19 protein-coding genes are annotated in these 18,207 nt (G+C 44.2%); 5 read left to right on the top strand and 14 right to left on the bottom strand.

Annotation, left to right across the window (positions count from 1 at the left end; translation table 11 throughout):
• Positions 1-19: 19 nt before the first annotated feature.
• Entirely contained in the window at positions 20-835 is an 816-nt protein-coding gene (locus FTU91_RS08800; RefSeq protein ID WP_180043008.1) for an arginyltransferase, read from the top strand.
• A gap of 11 nt (positions 836-846) precedes the next feature.
• Here FTU91_RS08800 and rimI read toward each other — a convergent pair whose 3' ends face one another.
• From rimI to FTU91_RS08765, 7 genes are all read right to left on the bottom strand, one after another.
• Positions 847-1,305 carry a ribosomal protein S18-alanine N-acetyltransferase gene (rimI, locus tag FTU91_RS08795; RefSeq protein WP_180043009.1) on the bottom strand — a complete coding sequence of 153 codons (459 nt, stop codon included), beginning with the start codon at positions 1,303-1,305 and terminating at the stop codon, positions 847-849.
• 102 nt (positions 1,306-1,407) lie between these two features.
• Positions 1,408-2,289, bottom strand: coding sequence for a metal-dependent hydrolase (locus FTU91_RS08790; RefSeq protein WP_180043010.1), 882 nt, complete (start codon positions 2,287-2,289; stop codon positions 1,408-1,410).
• Between the two features lie 382 nt (positions 2,290-2,671).
• Positions 2,672-3,862, bottom strand: coding sequence for an elongation factor Tu (gene tuf / locus FTU91_RS08785; RefSeq protein ID WP_180043011.1), 1,191 nt, complete (start codon positions 3,860-3,862; stop codon positions 2,672-2,674).
• Between the two features lie 96 nt (positions 3,863-3,958).
• Positions 3,959-6,097, bottom strand: coding sequence for an elongation factor G (gene fusA / locus FTU91_RS08780; RefSeq protein ID WP_180043012.1), 2,139 nt, complete (start codon positions 6,095-6,097; stop codon positions 3,959-3,961).
• 132 nt (positions 6,098-6,229) lie between these two features.
• Positions 6,230-6,700: a 30S ribosomal protein S7 gene (rpsG, locus tag FTU91_RS08775; RefSeq protein ID WP_004648014.1), complete on the bottom strand. Its 471-nt coding sequence runs from the start codon at positions 6,698-6,700 to the stop codon at positions 6,230-6,232.
• 178 nt (positions 6,701-6,878) lie between these two features.
• A complete protein-coding gene (gene rpsL / locus FTU91_RS08770; RefSeq protein ID WP_004648013.1) occupies positions 6,879-7,253 on the bottom strand; it encodes a 30S ribosomal protein S12 in 375 nt (124 codons plus the stop codon).
• 178 nt (positions 7,254-7,431) lie between these two features.
• Entirely contained in the window at positions 7,432-8,859 is a 1,428-nt protein-coding gene (locus tag FTU91_RS08765) for an EcsC family protein (RefSeq protein ID WP_180043013.1), read from the bottom strand.
• A gap of 282 nt (positions 8,860-9,141) precedes the next feature.
• Between FTU91_RS08765 and FTU91_RS08760 the strand changes: the two genes are divergently transcribed.
• Together FTU91_RS08760 and hemJ are read left to right on the top strand one after the other, a co-directional pair.
• The gene (locus FTU91_RS08760; protein WP_166170798.1) at positions 9,142-10,371 is read left to right on the top strand and encodes a beta-ketoacyl synthase N-terminal-like domain-containing protein; all 1,230 of its coding nucleotides are present in this window, start codon (positions 9,142-9,144) and stop codon (positions 10,369-10,371) included.
• Positions 10,372-10,442: 71 nt separating this feature from the next.
• Complete coding sequence (gene hemJ, locus FTU91_RS08755; protein WP_180043014.1) at positions 10,443-10,895, top strand: protoporphyrinogen oxidase HemJ; 453 nt, start codon at positions 10,443-10,445, stop codon at positions 10,893-10,895.
• A 64-nt stretch (positions 10,896-10,959) separates the two neighbouring features.
• On the opposite strand, the gene FTU91_RS08750 is transcribed toward hemJ, so the two are convergent.
• The 4 genes from FTU91_RS08750 to FTU91_RS08735 form a co-directional block, all read right to left on the bottom strand.
• Positions 10,960-12,420 (bottom strand): amino acid permease, encoded by a 1,461-nt coding sequence (locus tag FTU91_RS08750; protein WP_180043015.1) that lies wholly within the window; start codon positions 12,418-12,420, stop codon positions 10,960-10,962.
• Positions 12,421-12,559: 139 nt separating this feature from the next.
• Positions 12,560-12,919, bottom strand: coding sequence for a RidA family protein (locus FTU91_RS08745; protein ID WP_180043016.1), 360 nt, complete (start codon positions 12,917-12,919; stop codon positions 12,560-12,562).
• A gap of 52 nt (positions 12,920-12,971) precedes the next feature.
• Entirely contained in the window at positions 12,972-14,069 is a 1,098-nt protein-coding gene (alr, locus tag FTU91_RS08740) for an alanine racemase (protein ID WP_180081829.1), read from the bottom strand.
• Between the two features lie 36 nt (positions 14,070-14,105).
• A complete protein-coding gene (locus FTU91_RS08735) occupies positions 14,106-15,365 on the bottom strand; it encodes a D-amino acid dehydrogenase (protein ID WP_086197650.1) in 1,260 nt (419 codons plus the stop codon).
• 137 nt (positions 15,366-15,502) lie between these two features.
• Between FTU91_RS08735 and FTU91_RS08730 the strand changes: the two genes are divergently transcribed.
• Positions 15,503-15,967 (top strand): Lrp/AsnC ligand binding domain-containing protein, encoded by a 465-nt coding sequence (locus tag FTU91_RS08730; RefSeq protein ID WP_180043018.1) that lies wholly within the window; start codon positions 15,503-15,505, stop codon positions 15,965-15,967.
• 60 nt (positions 15,968-16,027) lie between these two features.
• Here FTU91_RS08730 and FTU91_RS08725 read toward each other — a convergent pair whose 3' ends face one another.
• Entirely contained in the window at positions 16,028-16,672 is a 645-nt protein-coding gene (locus FTU91_RS08725; protein WP_180043019.1) for an HAD-IA family hydrolase, read from the bottom strand.
• A gap of 100 nt (positions 16,673-16,772) precedes the next feature.
• On the opposite strand from FTU91_RS08725, the gene FTU91_RS08720 reads away from it, so the two are divergent.
• Positions 16,773-17,540, top strand: a complete 768-nt coding sequence (locus tag FTU91_RS08720; RefSeq protein WP_180043020.1) for a hydroxymethylpyrimidine/phosphomethylpyrimidine kinase — start codon at positions 16,773-16,775, stop codon at positions 17,538-17,540.
• 142 nt (positions 17,541-17,682) lie between these two features.
• Here the strand turns inward: FTU91_RS08720 and FTU91_RS08715 are convergent, their stop codons facing one another.
• Both FTU91_RS08715 and FTU91_RS08710 read right to left on the bottom strand, forming a co-directional pair.
• Positions 17,683-18,018 (bottom strand): YegP family protein, encoded by a 336-nt coding sequence (locus tag FTU91_RS08715; protein ID WP_180043021.1) that lies wholly within the window; start codon positions 18,016-18,018, stop codon positions 17,683-17,685.
• Positions 18,019-18,111: 93 nt separating this feature from the next.
• Positions 18,112-18,207 (bottom strand): transposase domain-containing protein (locus FTU91_RS08710; RefSeq protein WP_141192730.1); only part of this gene is annotated, 96 nt, incomplete at its 5' end.

Here is an 18,207-nt window from a genome sequence, read left to right as displayed (position 1 = left end):
AAATAAAAGAGGGATTGCCATGAATTCGTATCACCCAAAGTCCCTGCTCAATGATTTACAGTATTACATTACGCCACCGCATAACTGTAGTTATCTGGAACAAAAATCGGCACGGATGGTCTTTTTAGATCCTGCCCATCGCATTGATGTGGTCAGCCTGTCTGAACTTTCACGTCTGGGGTTTCGTCGTAGTGGCGATTTTGTCTATCGTCCTGAATGCCATCTCTGCCGTCAATGTTTATCTTGCCGCGTACCTGTTTCCGAATTTGAAATGAACAATGCACAAAAGAAGGCATGGAAACGCAATCAGGATCTGACGGTCAAAATTACCCGCACAGCCGATGCTTCCAACATTCATTATCAGCTCTATGAACGCTACATCAATGAACGTCATGCTGATGGTGATATGTTCCCACCAAGTCTGGACCAATTCGAAAAATTTTTAGTACATAGCTGTACGGACAGTTTCTTTATCGAATTCTGGAAAGATGACAAACTGCTGGCTGTTTCTAGCTGCGATCCGCTAGATGATGGAATTTCTGCGGTCTATACCTTCTTTGATCCTGATGAAAGTCGCCGTTCTCTAGGGGTTTTTGCCGTACTCAAACAGATTGAACATGTCAGAGCTTTAAGTTTGCCTTATGTCTATCTAGGCTATTGGGTTCCGCATTCCGATAAAATGAACTATAAATCGCAATATGTACCTTTGGAACTGTTGATTGATGGGCAATGGCGACGCTTAAACCGCTTGCTGAACCCTGAAGAAATTCAGCAATTGGGCAACTCCCTTATGACGACATTACCTTCGGGCTGGAACAACCCCATCATCAAGTAATGTCACCATTCCTATTTAAACAAACTTGCAAAATCATCTGTGCATGCTTTCACCATAATGATGGCATGCTCTTTTGATCCATCCGGATTTGGATAATAATTTTTACGTAAATCGATTTGATGAAAATCTGCTTTTTCATACAGTTTGATGGCTGCAATATTGGATTCGCGAACCTCAAGAAAAATTTGTACGGGATTATTTTTCAGCATAGCAAGCGATGCATCCAGTAGCTTAAAACCTAGACCTTTGCCCTGCTGAGATGGATCAATCGCCATCAACAGCAAATTCGCTTCATCCAGCACAGGTTGTAAAATACAAAATCCAACCACCCGACCATTTTGTTCAATCACTGTGCTCTGATAACTACTGACAGCTTCTTCAAACTGTTTAACGCTCCAGGGATGGCTTTGGACCAATCTTTCAATCTTTGCTACAGTCGACACATCCGCAGCTTGCATCAAACGAATCATCTTCGTTCATCTTATATAAAATTAACCCTCGCATTATAAAAACTTTGTGATAAAAATCGAGTAAAAAAAAGAGCGATCATTATCGCTCTCTCATTTTTCAGCTTAAAAGGCTAATTTAGCCTTCCATTTTTCCAGTAAACTATGGGTATCGACATCATTCGGATGGAAACCTGGCTTGAAATACAACAACATTTCCTTGCCCATACCGGTAATCACGCCTTTAGATGGACTATAGGCATAGCTATAAATCTCCTGCAGTGAATCAAGGTTAAACTGTTGATCCTGTTTTAAAAGACGTGCAAGGAAATAACTTTGTACGATAAATAAAGTGGCCATTGCAATCACCAATGAAGAAGTGCGCAGAGCATATGACTTCACCCCCCTACCAAAGACTTCTTCGAATACATCATATGCCACTGCTTTATGTTCATTTTCTTCAATTGCATGCCACATCCACATCGTTTTCATGGTTTCATCGGTCATGAGTTCCTGGATATAGGCATTGCTTAAAAGCTGCGATGCTATGGTCGCAGTAAAATGCTCAAGTGCAGTGGTTGCAGTCAAATCCACCATTTCCTGAGTAATACCCACAGGTTTAGCTATTTTCGCCATCAATTTACGTGTGGTCTGAATCACTTTATCAGTATAGCGATCTAAGGTCTCCACATCATGCCCATATCTTTGTGCTGATACATTAAAAGCCACATGTTCCTGAGTATGCATAGCTTCCTGGCCAATAAAGGCAGAGATTTCCTTTTGTAACTCTACATTATCTTTTAAGGCAGGATGATGACGTACGGCACGAACACTGTCGATAAAAAATTTTTCGCCTGCAGGAAACAACGCTGATAGCGCTGTCATAAAGTGTGTCAACCCGGCTGAACCATTCATCCAGTATTCCGGTACGTGTTCAAAATCAAAGTTCATACGGCGTACAGGAAAACTCGCACCGGCACGATTGCTCATATTAACCTTTGCATTCATGATGCTTTACTCCTATCTAGCAACGATATAACTAGATTCACTTTTGTTTTTCTTGATTGTTATATTACGTGTTTAAAAACTTGCTATAAGTGCAGATAGGGTCAGGAAAATATCAGTTTAGGACATGAGGAGGAAAAATAATGATGAGTGAAATTATTTTTTCGACGCAAGGGATACAGCACTGCTTTGTTCCGACGCAAGAGAAAAACTGATGATAAGTAAAATTATTTTTTCGACGCAGGAAAAAACAATGCGTCAAATCACTTCTTCGATACAAGAAATAAGCTAAGGTTATACAAGATAAATTTTAAAAAACGAATTAATAAAATAAAAACCATAAAAAAAGCGTCCCAGAGGGACGCTTTTTTTACACAATCAATACTTATGCAGTTACTTTAGCAACAACACCAGCACCAACTGTACGACCACCTTCACGGATCGCAAAACGTAGACCTGGGTCCATTGCGATTGGGTGAATCAATTCTACTGACATTTCTACGTTGTCACCAGGCATAACCATTTCAACGCCTTCTTTCAAAGAAATCGCGCCAGTTACGTCAGTTGTACGGAAATAGAACTGTGGACGGTAACCGTTAAGGAATGGAGTGTGACGACCACCTTCTTCTTTAGAAAGTACGTATACTTCTGCATCGAATTTAGTGTGCGGCTTGATTGTACCTGGTTTAGCAAGTACTTGACCACGTTGAACGTCTTCACGTTTAGTACCACGCAGAAGAACACCACAGTTCTCGCCTGCACGACCTTCGTCAAGCAATTTACGGAACATTTCAACGCCAGTTACAGTTGTTTTAACTGTGTCTTTAATACCTACGATTTCAACTTCTTCGCCTACTTTCACGATACCTGATTCAACACGGCCAGTTACTACCGTACCACGACCAGAAATTGAGAATACGTCTTCGATTGGCATCAAGAATGCTTTGTCGATTGCACGTTCTGGTTCTGGAATGTAAGAGTCAAGCGCTTCAACAAGAGCAAGAACTGAAGACTCGCCGTATTGACCAGCGTCACCGTTAAGTGCAGCCAAAGCTGAACCACGGATAACAGGAGTGTCATCACCAGGGAAGTCATAAGTAGAAAGAAGTTCACGAACTTCCATTTCAACCAGTTCAAGCAACTCTTCGTCGTCTACAAGGTCACATTTGTTCAGGAACACAAGGATGTAAGGTACACCTACTTGGCGAGACAAAAGGATGTGTTCACGAGTTTGTGGCATAGGACCGTCAGTCGCAGCACATACAAGGATCGCACCGTCCATCTGAGCAGCACCAGTGATCATGTTTTTAACATAATCGGCGTGTCCTGGGCAGTCTACGTGAGCGTAGTGACGAGTTGGAGAATCGTATTCTACGTGTGAAGTATTAATGGTAATACCACGTGCTTTTTCTTCTGGTGCAGAGTCAATTGCTGCGTAATCTTTCGCTTCACCGCCGTAAGTTTTTGCACAGATAGTTGCAATTGCAGCAGTTAAAGTAGTTTTACCATGGTCGACGTGACCAATTGTGCCCACGTTTACGTGTGGTTTGTTACGTTCGAACTTAGCCTTAGCCATGAGATCTTCCTTATTAAAATACTTATGGAGGGTTAGCTCCATAAGTGATTTTGGTTTTTAACTATGAATTAGTTTGGGCTTATAGTAATCGAAAGATTACTCGTCGTCACCTTTTTTACCGCCAGACTGGAACTTAGAAATGATGCCTTCAGCCACGTTACGTGGAGTCTCAGCATATTTAGCAAATTCCATAGAGTAAGTCGCACGACCTTGAGACATAGAACGCATTTGAGTCGCGTAACCAAACATCTCAGCCAATGGAACTTCAGCACGGATTGCTTTAGTACCACCAGGTAAATCGTCCATACCCTGAACCATACCACGACGACGGTTTAAGTCACCCATGATATCGCCCATGTAGTCTTCTGGAGTTTCTACTTCAACTTTCATGATTGGTTCAAGAAGAACAGGATCTGCTTTCATGAAACCGTCACGGAAGGCATAAGAACCCGCCATTTTGAACGATAATTCGTCAGAGTCGACATCGTGGTAAGAACCGTCGAACAATGTCGCTTTAATGCCCACAACTGGGTAACCAGCCAAGACACCATTCTTCATACGTTCTTGAATACCTTTATCAACCGCACCGAAGAATTCTTTAGGTACTACACCACCTACAACTTCTTCAGCGAATTCGTATTCTTTACCAGTTTCGTCAACATCAATTGGTTCTAAACGAACATATACGTGACCGAATTTACCTTTACCACCAGTTTGACGTACGAATTTACCTTCTTGCTCAACAGTCTTTTTGATTGTTTCGCGGTAAGCAACCATTGGTTTACCAATGTTCGCTTCAACGTTAAATTCACGTTTCATACGGTCAACAAGGATGTCAAGGTGAAGTTCACCCATACCTGCGATGATTGTTTGACCTGATTCTTCGTCAGTGCGAACACGGAACGATGGATCTTCTTTAGCCAAACGACCAAGTGCGATAGACATTTTCTCTTGGTCAGCTTTAGTCTTAGGCTCTACAGCTAAAGAAATTACTGGCTCAGGGAATTCCATACGCTCTAGAGTAATGATGTTTTTCTCATCACAAAGTGTATCACCAGTAGTAACGTCTTTAAGACCTACACATGCAGCGATATCACCCGCGCGGATTTCTTCAACGTCTTGACGTTCGTTCGCATGCATTTGCACGATACGGCCGATACGTTCACGTTTAGATTTCACTGGGTTATATACTGGGTCGCCTTGTTTAAGCACACCAGAATAAACACGTACGAAAGTTAAGTTACCTACGAATTTGTCGTTCATGATTTTGAACGCAAGCGCAGAGAACGGAGCTTCGTCAGATGCTTCACGAACAGCTTTAGTTTCAGCTTTGTCGTCAAGAATACCTTCGATTGCTTTAACTTCAGTCGGTGATGGCAAGAATTCAATCACAGCATCCAACATACGTTGAACACCTTTGTTTTTGAATGCAGAACCACAAAGCATTGGTTGAATTTCACAAGCCAGAGTTTGAGCACGAAGACCAGCAACGATTTGTTCTTTCGACAAGTCGCCATTGTTCAAATATTCGTCCATCAACTCTTCAGAAGCTTCAGCCGCAGCTTCAACCATGTTAGTACGCCATTCTTCAGCAGTTGCTTGTAGATCAGCAGGAATATCACCATATTCGAATTGCATACCTTGAGATGCTTCATCCCAAATGATTGCTTTCATTTCGATTAGGTCGATTACGCCTTGGAAGTTATCTTCAGCACCAACTGGGATAACAACAGGTACAGGGTGAGCACCTAGACGAGTTTTCATTTGCTCAACAACACGGAAGAAGTTGGCACCAGTACGGTCCATCTTGTTCACGAATGCTAAACGAGGAACTTGGTATTTGTTCGCTTGACGCCATACAGTTTCAGACTGAGGTTGTACACCACCTACAGCACAGTAAACCATACATGCACCGTCAAGAACACGCATAGAACGCTCAACTTCAATTGTGAAGTCAACGTGTCCCGGGGTATCAATTACGTTGATACGGTGTTGGTCGAACTGATTGCCCATACCAGACCAGAAACAAGTAGTAGCAGCAGAAGTAATGGTAATACCACGTTCCTGCTCTTGCTCCATCCAGTCCATAGTTGCTGCACCGTCGTGTACTTCACCTAGTTTGTGAGATACACCTGTGTAGAACAAGATACGTTCTGAAGTCGTGGTTTTACCCGCATCGATGTGCGCAGAAATACCAATATTACGATAACGAGAAATTGGGGTTTGACGAGCCATGATTTCTTGCATTCCTAAATTTTGTTGTTTAAAACAGGACGCTTTAAGCTGCCAAGCAGCTTAAAGCGATTCGATGACAACATGGTGAAAACCAAAATTGCCACCCTCCTGAATAGGGGCTGTTTTATCCGCTTAGAAACGGTAGTGAGAGAAGGCTTTGTTGGCTTCAGCCATACGGTGCACATCTTCACGTTTTTTAATCGCTGAACCCTTACCTTCAGCTGCATCAAGCAACTCGCCAGCAAGACGTAAAGCCATTGTTTTTTCAGAACGCTTAGCAGCAGCGTCTACTAACCAGCGCATAGCTAGGGCAGTACGACGGGATGGGCGTACTTCCATAGGCACTTGATAAGTAGCACCACCAACACGGCGTGCTTTTACTTCGACCATAGGGCGAACTTTTTCAAGAGTAGTCTCGAAAAATTCAACTGGGTCTACTTTAGATTTTTCTTGAACGCGATCTAAAGCACCGTAAACGATACTTTCAGCAATAGATTTTTTACCATCTTGCATTACGTGGTTCATGAATTTAGCGATTGTTTGGCTGCCGAACTTAGGATCCGGAAGGATTTCACGGGCAGCGACTACGCGACGTCTTGGCATTTTAATACACCTATAAATATGACACTTCAGGTTTATCCAGCATGAGTACAAAGTGTCATGTACATTCGCTGGCCTTACTACACGTCGCTTGAATTTCACAAAATTAAATGCAGAAATCAGACAAGCGAGACGATAAAGGATTGCGGTTCTACGTTCTTAAAAAGCTAATCTAAACAGATTATTTCTTAGGACGTTTAGTACCGTATTTAGAACGAGACTGGTTACGATCTTTAACACCAGCGCAGTCTAAAGAACCACGAACGGTATGGTAACGTACACCTGGTAAGTCTTTAACACGACCACCACGGATAAGCACAACACTGTGCTCTTGTAGGTTATGGCCTTCACCACCGATATAGCTTGATACTTCAAAACCAGAAGTTAAGCGAACACGGCAAACTTTACGCATTGCTGAGTTAGGTTTTTTAGGTGTAGTTGTGTAAACACGTGTACAAACACCACGACGTTGTGGACAAGCCTTCAACGCAGGAACTTTTGATTTTTCAATCAAAGTCGTACGACCCTTACGGATCAACTGATTTGTTGTTGCCATTTGGCAATTCTCCCGTTAATAAAAAGCCTCAAAAAAATACCACTTTTTGAGGGCACACAATTGTAAGCGAAGATAGAAAAATGGTCAATATTCGAGACCATGTCAAATATTGACCACTTACCTGTATATTGGTCAGTAGACGCTTTTTTAAAGACGCAATTCCAGACTTTTATGCACTCTATTTTGTAACTTTTTTCTTGGCGAGCTTAGGGGCTTCATTTTGTTCAGATTGCGAAGCAGCAAGTTGCTCAGTGCCTGCATCAGCTCCTTCAACATCTGCCTGCATATATTCATCTATTTCCGGTTCATCTACCGTGATAGCCGGTTTTTGCGGTTCAACCTGAGCATGCGGTTCAACCATGTGTTCAGCCAAATACTCTAATCCTTGTTCTACCCGCTCACTTTTACGTTCATCATCAACAATGGCATCATCTGCTTTCTTCTTAATAGTTACTTTGGCAATCGTGCCATGCCCTTGCACCGGAATGTCCTGATCAAGTTTAAGCTCGCCGGAATTTGGCTCGTCTTTAGTAAAGGGATTTAACAATCTTGGCGCTGCCTGCGCCAACAACTCCAGGGATTTTTCATAAGCCGCAATAGGAGACAACTCCACTCCCTGATGCTGCTGCAAATAGCTTCTGGCATGGGAAAATATTTGCTGGGCTTTCTGGTTGACATCTTCCACCAGTTTCCAGCTATAGGCTGCACCTATACCTGCTCCGGCAACAGGCGTTAATTTACTGATCAATGAAAGGTTTGGGAGATGATTTAACCAGTTCCATTTTATGTCGCCATTTTCATTGACCAGCCATTTTTTCAGTGGCTCACTGTCATTGCTGGAACCCAGCATGTTTTGCAATTGTGCAGTGTCATTGGTTTGCAGCATATTAGAAACGATTTTCAGTGCCATCAATACACTCTGCTTTTCAGCAATCTGGCCCAAGTCGATTTGTTTAAACACAAACTGGACAATATCCTGTTCGGTATCTTTGTTCAATTCAAAGCCATAGGCACGCCCGACCTGATAAATCATGCGCAAGGACATGAGCAGTGATAAAGGCACGTCAATCGCTGAACCAACTACGCCTGTGGCACCGGTAACAGCCCCCTGTATAGAAGCCAGCCATTTGTTTTGTTCAGCCAAAGCCTGGCTCAACCGTTTGGAACGGTCGACATCCTGAGTCAGTTCCTGTAAATCTTTTGCTCCAGCCTGATCCAGTACAGTATCTACAGAACTGAGATTTGAAGTGAACTGATTTAAATGGTCAAAAAAATAGTCCGAAACCTTGTCTGAAAAGTCCGGCACAACAAAACTGGCCACACGATTCACTTTGCTGTACTGGCGACCCAGTAATTGTCTGGAGACATTGGGTAAATACTCACGCATCATTTGTTGAGGATTATCATATTTTCTGGGTTCAAATACGCTTTGAGAACGGGCACTTCCCTCAATGACATGACCGTTGGCCAAGGCCCCGGAAGCCTTGCCAGCACGCTCGGCAGCCGCGTAATTCAGTGCACTCATTCCTGTTGCACTGATCTTTTTAGCCACTCCCAAAGCATTGGAGAGGAATCCACCTGAATGTTTATTATTGGTATCTGCCATTCTTTTACCCTCATCTTCTATTCTTACAATTATTGATAAATACTAGGTGTAGTCTAAGTTTATCTCAACACGAATGTGTATCTTTTAGTTAATTATGCCGCCTAAACATTACAGATACATACTGTCGAAATAGGCATAATATTTGCCATAAGAATTCAAAACCCTTTCTGCTATCATGAATGCGACCGAAAGACATGAGTAATGCGCTGGATTGAGGTTTTTACTTTTCTGCCTGAATCAGCTGCGTTTACTCAAAAATATCACCATATAAGGGATCTTTAGATGAAGCGTGTTGTAATCACTGGTATGGGTATCAACTCATGCATTGGTAATTCTTTAGAAGATGTCACTCATTCTTTACAAAACGGGATTTCTGGAACACGTTTTAACCCGACTTATGCAGAATTAAACTTTAAGAGCCATGTCAGTGCAGCCGCTGAACAAGATTTTGACCATATTGACCGTAAATTGAAACGCTTTATGGGTGTTTGTGCCATGTATGCCTACAACTCGGCAGTTGCTGCGGTAGAACATGCAGGTTTAAGCGTTGAAGATTTGGCGGGCAACCCACGTTATGGGATTACCGGTGGTTCAGGTGGTGGTTCAACTGCATCTGTCATTGAAATGAACGAATTACTGCAAACCAAGGGTGCGCGTAAAGTAGGTCCTTTCTTTGTTCCTCGCAACATGACCAACACCATTACCGCAAACGTAGGTGTGGCATTCAAATTACAAGGTGTGGCACATACCATTACCAGCGCATGTGCTACTTCTGCAGATGCCATTGGTTATGCCTATAACCTGATTCAACTCGGCAAACAGGATTTAATGCTTGCTGGTGGTGGTGAAGAAGATCACTGGTCTCAAAGCTTGCTGTTTGATGCGATGGGTGCACTTTGCTCTAAATACAATGACACGCCTGAAACAGCGTCTCGCCCATATTCGGCTGACCGTGACGGTTTCGTGATTGCCGGTGGTGGTGGTTTTGTGGTGCTTGAATCACTGGAACATGCGCAAGCACGTGGTGCAAATATCCTGGCTGAAGTAGTTGGCTATGCTGCAAACAGTGATGGTGCAGACATGGTTGCTCCAAGCGGTGAAGGCGCAACACGCTGCATTCTGATGGCCCTTGAAGAAGCGAAACAGCATGGCGTTGACAAGATTGACTATGTGAATACCCATGGTACTTCAACTCCAGCTGGTGACGTGACTGAACTGAAAGCCATGGAACGTGCATTTGGTGAAGGTCAAGTACCGCCTATCAGCTCAACCAAGTCTATGACCGGTCACAGCCTGGGTGCTGCGGGCGTGCATGAAGCCATTTACTCTGTTTTGATGATGCAAAATGACTTTATTGCGCCAAACATCAACGTGACTGAACTGGATGAAGGTGCAAAACCGTTTGATATCGTACTTGAAAAACGTGACGCAAAATTGAATACTGTGATGAGTAACAGTTTCGGTTTTGGCGGTGTAAATGCTTGTCTCGTTTTCAAAAAATGGGAAGGCTAAGCTAAGAAGTGTTGATCATTCAGCCATGGATGATCAACTTCTGCCACACTGCCCTTTAAAAGGGTGAATGGATGGATGCTCCTTCTGATGCTTTCTTGTGGGTAAAAGCATTACATATTATTGCTGTGGTTTGCTGGTTTGCTGCATTGTTCTACCTGCCACGTCTATACGTTTACCATGCCATGAGTGATGATGCAGTGAGTCATCAGCGTTTTGAAGTCATGGAACGTAAGCTATACCGTGGCATCATGTGGCCCTCAATGGTTGCAACACTCATCACCGCGCACTTTCTGGTCGATTGGGGTGATGCAACGCGTCATTACCACGACGCACTGTGGTTTTACCTGAAAGTCGGATTGGTCGGATTATTGGTAATTTATCATTTTGTTTGTGGTTATTACCGTAAAAAACTGATTGGCAATGCACATTACAAATCACACAAGTTCTGGCGCTTCTTTAATGAAATGCCAACGCTGATTTTATTTGCCGTGGTAATTCTAGTGGTAGTGAAACCCATTTTCTAAGCATCAAAAAAGCCCTCAATCGAGGGCTTTTTTACATCTGACAAAAACCATATCTGAGAGAAACTTAGTTCAACATTTCCTGATTGCGTTTCACCAGCATGTCCTGATGACGTTTACGGATCCGCGGTTTATACAGGAGATGATAAGTCACGGCTAAAATAAGCAGCCAAATCGGACTGATCATCAGGGCACGCAAAGTATCGGCTTCCAGACTTAAAATAATCAAAGTAAAGAATAAGAACACCAGTACCACATAGGACATCCATATCCCGCCCGGCATTTTAAAGGTTGACTGGGCATGCAGTTCTGGGCGCAGTTTACGGTAACGGATATAGCACACCATGATGATGCTCCAGATACTGATAAACAAAATCACGCACAGCGAACTTGCTAAAGTAAAGGCTTCAACCGTGTTTGGTACAAAGTATTGTAATGCTGCACCCGCCATAATAAAGGCACAAGAGAACAATAAACCTTTGGCAGGCACAGCACGCTTAGACAATTGCGCCAGGTTTTGAGGAGCCTGCCCTTCCCGCGCCAAGCCAAACAGCATGCGTGATGTTGAAAACACACCACTGTTCATGGAGGACATGACCGATGACAGCACCACCAGGTTCATGATAATCGCTGCTGCACCAATACCCGCATGCATGAACAGCGACACAAAGGGACTTTGATCCGCAGGAATCTGGTTCCACGGGGTCACCGACATCACAATGAATAACGACAACACATAGAATAAAATAATCCGGGTCGGAATGGCATTCACCGCTTTGGGCAAATTCTTTTCAGGGTCTTGGGTTTCTGCTGCCATAGTTCCGATCAGTTCCACACCGACAAAAGCGAATAAGGCAATCTGGAAACCAGCCAGAAAACCGCTGCCACCTTGCGGAAACATGCCGCCATGCGACCAGACATTACTAAAACTGGCAAACGAACCACCCGGCGCATGAAAATGGTTAAACACCATAAATCCGCCAATACCAATCAGTCCCAAAATGGCTAAAATTTTGATGAGAGCAAACCAGAATTCAATTTCACCAAACAGACGTACGGCGAGCATATTAATACCGAGCACCAGTAACACGCAGGCCACGCTGATCATGGCCTGTCCTGATGGGGTAAAGGCCATACCTTCAGGCAGCCAAAAGCTGAGATAGTTGATAATAGCAGCCAAGTCTGCGATGCCAACCAGCACCCAGCCCAGCCAGTAGGACCAGCCAATATAGTAGCCTGCACCCGGACCAATCAGGTCATGCGCCATATCGATAAAGGATTTGTAATGCAGGTTGGAGAGTAAAATTTCGCCCAATGCACGCATCAGGAAAAAGAACATGGTACCAATGATGGTATAGATCAATAAAATTGAAGGGCCAGCCAGGGAGATGGTTTTGCCTGAGCCCATAAACAGGCCTGTCCCAATCGCGCCACCAATGGCAATAAGTTGCAGGTGACGGTTGGACAGTTTTCGTTGTAGTTCATGCGATGATGCCTGGGCATCGTCTGCTCGTGGTGTAGTGGTCATAACTGAACATCCTTTTAACATACGATTGCGTGTAAACCATGTGCTTTACATTGCCAGTCATCCCAACCAGCGACATTTACACGCCAGGCAGCACATCGGTCTCAACCGCTTTGCTGCCATACGGGGGAGATTTTTGACATTAAGGCTGTGCCGCCGTTACCGCAATTTCAATCAACCAGTCCGGATTGACTAGATCTGCCTGAATGGTGGCACGTGAAGGAGGAGTACAACCTTTCATCCAGTCAATCCAGATGGCATTGACGGTTGAAAAGTCAGCGAGATTTTTAATATAAAGCTGTGCAGACAGCAGTCGGGATTTATCGGTTCCGGCCAAAGCCAGCAGTTCATCAATGGTGGCTAAAATTTCATGGGTCTGACCTGCGACACCATTACCGGTGTTCTTAGGTACTTGTCCTGACAGATAAACTACCTGATTGAACACCGTCACGGCGCTCATGACGGCGTTGCTATTGAACTTTTCTATATCGCTATGAGACATCTACATTTCCTTGTATCAATAAATTGAATGAATGATCTGATTTTTTAAAAATTTAATCTTGGATAAAATTGACGCGTGCAGTGACAGCACACATCAGCTCATAGCCAATGGTGCCTGAACCTGCCGCCACTTCATCAATACTAAGCACAGTGCCATGTTTCGATGTACCCCACAGCACCACTTCACTACCGACTTGGGCACTTGGGAGATGAGATAAATCGACCGCGAGCATATCCATGCTGACACGTCCGACCAAACTGCTGCGTTGACCATCGACTAAAATGGGCGTACCTGTTGCGGTAATGCGCTGATAACCATCGGCATAACCGCAAGCCACCACACCAATACGCATATCAGTTTCAGCAATGAACTTTGAGCCGTAACCTACACTATCCCCCGCTTTAAGCTGTTGAACGGCAATGATCTCACTACGCAGACTCATTGCAGGCTGCAGGTTCCAGTCATCAATGCTATGTGCGGGGAAATCGGGAGAACTGCCGTAAAGCATAATACCGCTACGAATCACATCCGATTGCAACTGCTGATGGCGTAAGATGGCTGCACTGTTAGATACGGAACGCGCGCCCGGCAGATCCTGAATGACGGCATCGAAAATTTGACACTGATGTTCGATGCCAGAACGGCCCAAACGATCTCCGTCAGCATCGGAGAAATGCATCATGTGAGTGATGCTTTGAACATTATTCATTTGAGATAATTGTTGCCAGATGTCGCGGTAATGAACAGCCGTAAAACCCAGACGGTTCATACCACTGTTCATTTTTAAATAAACATCAAACCGGGCTGGTCTGGGGAATCGGGCTAACCATTCAATCTGATATTGGCTATGAAGGGTGAAACTCAAATTCAGCTCATCACAGTCAAACAGATCTTGCTCGGAAAAGATGCCTTCAAGCAATAAGACAGGACCTTTCCAGCCCAGAGCACGAATGCGTTTCGCCTCTGCCAAATCGAGCAGCGCAAAACCATCGGCAGATTTGAAAGCTTGATAGACACGCTCAATACCATGACCATAGGCATTCGCTTTCACCACCGCATAGACTTGGCTATTCGGCATTTTGGTACGGGCAACATTTAAATTGTGCTGCAGTGACTGACGATGAATCACTGCAGTAATGGGACGTGGCATGTTGTTCTTCCTTGAATCAATATGACCTAAAACAGATTAGGCTGCTGAAGGGTAACGTTGGATCGATAGACCTTCGGTACTGATGTCCGGTTGATGATTCATGACCAGGTCGCTGATCAACTTGCCTGAACCGCAGGCCATGGTCCATCCCAGCGTGCCGTGACCAGTGTTGAGGAACAGGTTTTTGAAACGCGTTGCGCCAATAATCGGGGTAGAATCTGGCGTCATTGGACGTAAACCGGTCCAGAATGTCGCTTCTGCAAGGTTTCCACCTGGGAATAAATCTTTGGTGACCATTTCCAGAGTCGCACGACGATCCTGGTTCAAGCCATGGTTAAAACCACTCAGCTCAGCCATACCCCCCACCCGGATACGCTGATCAAAACGGGTAATCGCAATCTTGTAAGTCTCATCCAGCACGGTAGACTGCGGTGCAAATGCAGGATCTACAATAGGAATGGTCAGTGAATAGCCTTTCACCGGATAAACCGGCAGGTTCAGGTGCAATGGTTTTAAAAAGTCACGTGAATAACTGCCAAACGCCAAGACATAACGGTCTGCAGTGAGGACTTGTCCATTTACCACCACGCCCTTGATATCATCGCCTTCAACCACCAGTTTTTCAACATTTTGGTTGAACTTAAACTCTACACCCAGCTCTTTGGCCAAGTTTGCCAGTGCATTGGTAAAGAGGTAGCAATCGCCGGTTTCATCATTTGGCAGATGCAGGCCACCGACCAGTTTATCTTTGGCAAATTCCAAAGCCGGCTCCACTTTGGCCAGATCATCTTTGAGCAAAAGTTCATGCTCCACACCGCATTCTTTTAACACCTGAATGTCACGTTGAACCATGTCTAGTTGCGCTTCATTACGAAAAACTTGCAAAGTGCCTTTAGAACGGTTTTCATAATGAATGCCGGTCTCTTTACGCAGCTCTCTGAGGCAGTCACGGCTATACTCTGCCACCCGGGTCATGCGCTCTTTATTAATCGCATAACTATGTGGATTACAGTTCTTGAGCATCTGCGCCATCCACTGTAATTGCCACATGCTGCCATCCATATTGATGGCGAGCGGTGCATGATGCTGGAACATCCACTTGACTGCTTTGAATGGAATACCGGGTGCTGCCCATGGCGTCGAATAACCCGGCGAAACCTGACCTGCATTGGCAAAACTGGTTTCTTCAGCAGGACCAGACTGACGGTCCAAGACAGTAACGGTTGCTCCCTGTTGTGCGAGGTAATACGCACTTGCAACACCAATGACACCACTACCTAAGACAATTACACGCATTGCTTATCCCTAACGCATACTAGTTTATTTCACTAGTATATTTTTTGATTGATAGTTTTTTTCACTGTTTTAAGCACTATAATCCAGGTAATTTAATAGTTTCGTCGCGAAAAAATTCTAAAAAAAGGAAAATCATAATGCGTAAATTGGATCGTATAGATCAGCAGATTCTGGATATTTTGCAGTGCGATGGACGGATTGCCATCAGCGAATTGGCATTTCGGGTCAACCTGTCTACCACCCCCTGTTCGGAACGGGTCAAACGTCTGGAACGCGATGGCATCATCATGGGCTATTACGCGCGGCTGAATCCGCAACTGGTCGATCGCAACTTGCTGGTATTTTTAGAAATAAAACTATCCGCCAAATCAGGCGATGTGTTCGATCAGGTTGCACGCGATTTGGTGGAAATTCCTGAAGTTCTGGAATGTCACCTGATTTCAGGCGAATTTGACTATCTGGTGAAAGCACGCTTAAAAGAAATGAGCGCCTATCGACGTCTACTTGGCGACTTACTCAAAAAACTTCCCTCCTCCGCTTCCTCACACAGTTACATTGTCATGGAGGAAGTGAAGGAAAGTTTTTATCTGGATCTACGTTAACGGTCCCAAAAGCTTGATTCAGGGGAGGTACTCAGGGAACTACTTGCTTGTATTGAGTGATCAAAAAAATTGAAGCAGATCGGAAAATTTGGCTATCCGTGCTTTAGGTTTTGCCTGAGTAAGCTCCGCATCAGAACCATAACCATAGTCCACTGCGATGGTGTCTATACCATTGCTGCGAGCACCAAAAATATCATGCTCACGGTCACCCACCATCACACATTCAGCCGGATCTAACTTTTCCTTTTCAAGGATATAGGCAATCAAATCGCCCTTGTTGGTACGCTCACCATTCAGCTCACTGCCATAAGCATAAGTAAAATATTGCAGCAGATCAAAATGTTCTAAAATCTGCTTGGCATAGATTTGAGGTTTTGCCGTAGCCAAATACAAACGGAAACCTTTTTGCTGCAAGGTTTGCAAAGTTGCAGCCACATCTTCAAAAACATGATTTTCATACAAGCCGGTCACAGCAAAACGTTCCCGATAGCCCATCAAGGCCTGTTCAGCCAAAACATCATCCACCGGCACATTTAAAATTTTCGCCAAAGATGCCTGCAAAGGTGGACCAATAATCCAGTCTATGTTGACGTCATCGGCAATCGGATGACCTACTTTGGCCAGACCATAACGCGCTGAAGTGGTAATCCCTACTTTGGGATCAGTTAATGTTCCATCCAAATCAATCAAAATATTCTTAATCACCCACCGACCCTTCAACCTAAATTTTACTTCACAAATACTATCGAGACTTGGCTCAAAGTTGCCTATACTAACGCAAATTTTGTGATTTAAGGACATCATTGTGCGCCCTACTGTACTTTGCTTTTCTGGTTTAGATCCATCCGGTGGCGCTGGCTTACAGGCAGATATTGAAGCGATTGGCCAAAGTGGTGCACATGCAGCAATTGCCTGTACTGCGCTGACCATTCAAAACTCGCAACAAGTGTTTGGCTTTGAAGCCACTGCGAAAGAATTACTGTTAGCTCAGGCGCATGCCGTGGTGGGTGACTTACCAATTAAATGTGTTAAATCAGGCATGTTAGGCACCACAAACAATATTGCAGCTTTGGCTGAATTTTTACGTGAACATCCTGAATATCTGTATGTGCTCGATCCGGTACTGGTAGCCAATAGTGGCGGTTCACTGGGTGATCAAGCCACACTGGTGAAAGCCTTTGTCGAACTGATTCCGCTAGCGACTGTACTGACCCCGAATACGGTAGAGCTTCGTGCCTTAACCGGTCTTGAAGATATTGACCAGGCAACGGCAAAACTTTTTGCCATGGGCGCCAAAGCAGTTTTAGTCAAAGGCGGACACGAGGATACCCCAGATTATATCCGCAATGCCTTATATATTGATGGCAAGCTGGTGTCTGAAACCCGATGTCCTCGCCTTGAAGGTGAATATCACGGTTCAGGTTGCTCATTGGCCAGTTTCATTGCCGGTCGTTTGGCGCAAGGTGACGATTTAAAACAAGCGGTGAATCATGCAGAAACCTGGCTGTTTGGTGTGCTGAAAAAGGCAGAATCTCCAGTACCAAATGGGCAGCGCATTCCTAAGCGTTTTTAAATCCCTCTACCACATAGAAAGCTGCATAAAAACCTGATGATCAGCCCGCTATTCGGGTTTGATCTCAGACTCTAGCTGGTTTTTCTCTACTCAAAAATAAAGCATGTATTGATACATGCTTTAATCTGAGCATTGATTTGATTTATGCAATCAGGTCCTTAATGGTGGTGCTGGAACCGTTATTTTTTACCGACTCAATTCCTTTCTCGCGTGCCTGCTCACTTGCATACAGTTGGCTGGTGCCAATAATTTGATGATTGGCTGCCTTTAAATTGAAATAAGGCTTACCGTTTTTCGCTTCCAGACGTTCATAGCGGCTATCCTCAGGGCTATTTTTTTGTACGGACTCAATGCCATTCTGTGCCGAAGCTTTGCTCTTGTATAATTCGCTGCTCAGAATCACTTCCCCATTGCCAGCTTTCAAAACAAAGCGATATTGTCCATCGCTGGCCTGACTGACTTCATACCATCCTGCCATATAAAATACTCCCCTTGTTATTGTAAAAGTTATAAAAGAATCGAATTTATATGATTAAAAATGTAAGCGTCCGCTGAACCCCATCGCCATTTTTTAATTTGAGTTGGATTTCCAGCGGTGTGGCAGTAATTCTTCAATCTGGGTCACTTTATGTGTCGGCAACCTTTTCAGTACATCGCTTAAATAGGC

It is taken from the genome of Acinetobacter sp. YH12201 (assembly GCF_013418145.1).
Classification (GTDB): domain Bacteria; phylum Pseudomonadota; class Gammaproteobacteria; order Pseudomonadales; family Moraxellaceae; genus Acinetobacter.
The sequence above is the reverse complement of the archived record's forward strand: the minus strand, read 5'-3'. Positions and strand labels throughout refer to the sequence as shown.

Coding starts and splice junctions, on each gene's coding strand:
- hemJ (WP_180043014.1), top strand. CDS start 10,443: ATGGATGCTCCTTCTGATGCTTTCTTGTGGGTAAAAGCATTACATATT.
- FTU91_RS08800 (WP_180043008.1), top strand. CDS start 20: ATGAATTCGTATCACCCAAAGTCCCTGCTCAATGATTTACAGTATTAC.
- alr (WP_180081829.1), bottom strand. CDS start 14,069: ATGCCACGTCCCATTACTGCAGTGATTCATCGTCAGTCACTGCAGCAC.
- FTU91_RS08790 (WP_180043010.1), bottom strand. CDS start 2,289: ATGAATGCAAAGGTTAATATGAGCAATCGTGCCGGTGCGAGTTTTCCT.
- FTU91_RS08730 (WP_180043018.1), top strand. CDS start 15,503: ATGCGTAAATTGGATCGTATAGATCAGCAGATTCTGGATATTTTGCAG.
- fusA (WP_180043012.1), bottom strand. CDS start 6,097: ATGGCTCGTCAAACCCCAATTTCTCGTTATCGTAATATTGGTATTTCT.
- FTU91_RS08750 (WP_180043015.1), bottom strand. CDS start 12,420: ATGACCACTACACCACGAGCAGACGATGCCCAGGCATCATCGCATGAA.
- tuf (WP_180043011.1), bottom strand. CDS start 3,862: ATGGCTAAGGCTAAGTTCGAACGTAACAAACCACACGTAAACGTGGGC.
- FTU91_RS08765 (WP_180043013.1), bottom strand. CDS start 8,859: ATGGCAGATACCAATAATAAACATTCAGGTGGATTCCTCTCCAATGCT.
- rimI (WP_180043009.1), bottom strand. CDS start 1,305: ATGATTCGTTTGATGCAAGCTGCGGATGTGTCGACTGTAGCAAAGATT.
- FTU91_RS08715 (WP_180043021.1), bottom strand. CDS start 18,018: ATGGCAGGATGGTATGAAGTCAGTCAGGCCAGCGATGGACAATATCGC.
- FTU91_RS08735 (WP_086197650.1), bottom strand. CDS start 15,365: ATGCGTGTAATTGTCTTAGGTAGTGGTGTCATTGGTGTTGCAAGTGCG.
- FTU91_RS08745 (WP_180043016.1), bottom strand. CDS start 12,919: ATGTCTCATAGCGATATAGAAAAGTTCAATAGCAACGCCGTCATGAGC.
- rpsL (WP_004648013.1), bottom strand. CDS start 7,253: ATGGCAACAACAAATCAGTTGATCCGTAAGGGTCGTACGACTTTGATT.
- rpsG (WP_004648014.1), bottom strand. CDS start 6,700: ATGCCAAGACGTCGCGTAGTCGCTGCCCGTGAAATCCTTCCGGATCCT.
- FTU91_RS08760 (WP_166170798.1), top strand. CDS start 9,142: ATGAAGCGTGTTGTAATCACTGGTATGGGTATCAACTCATGCATTGGT.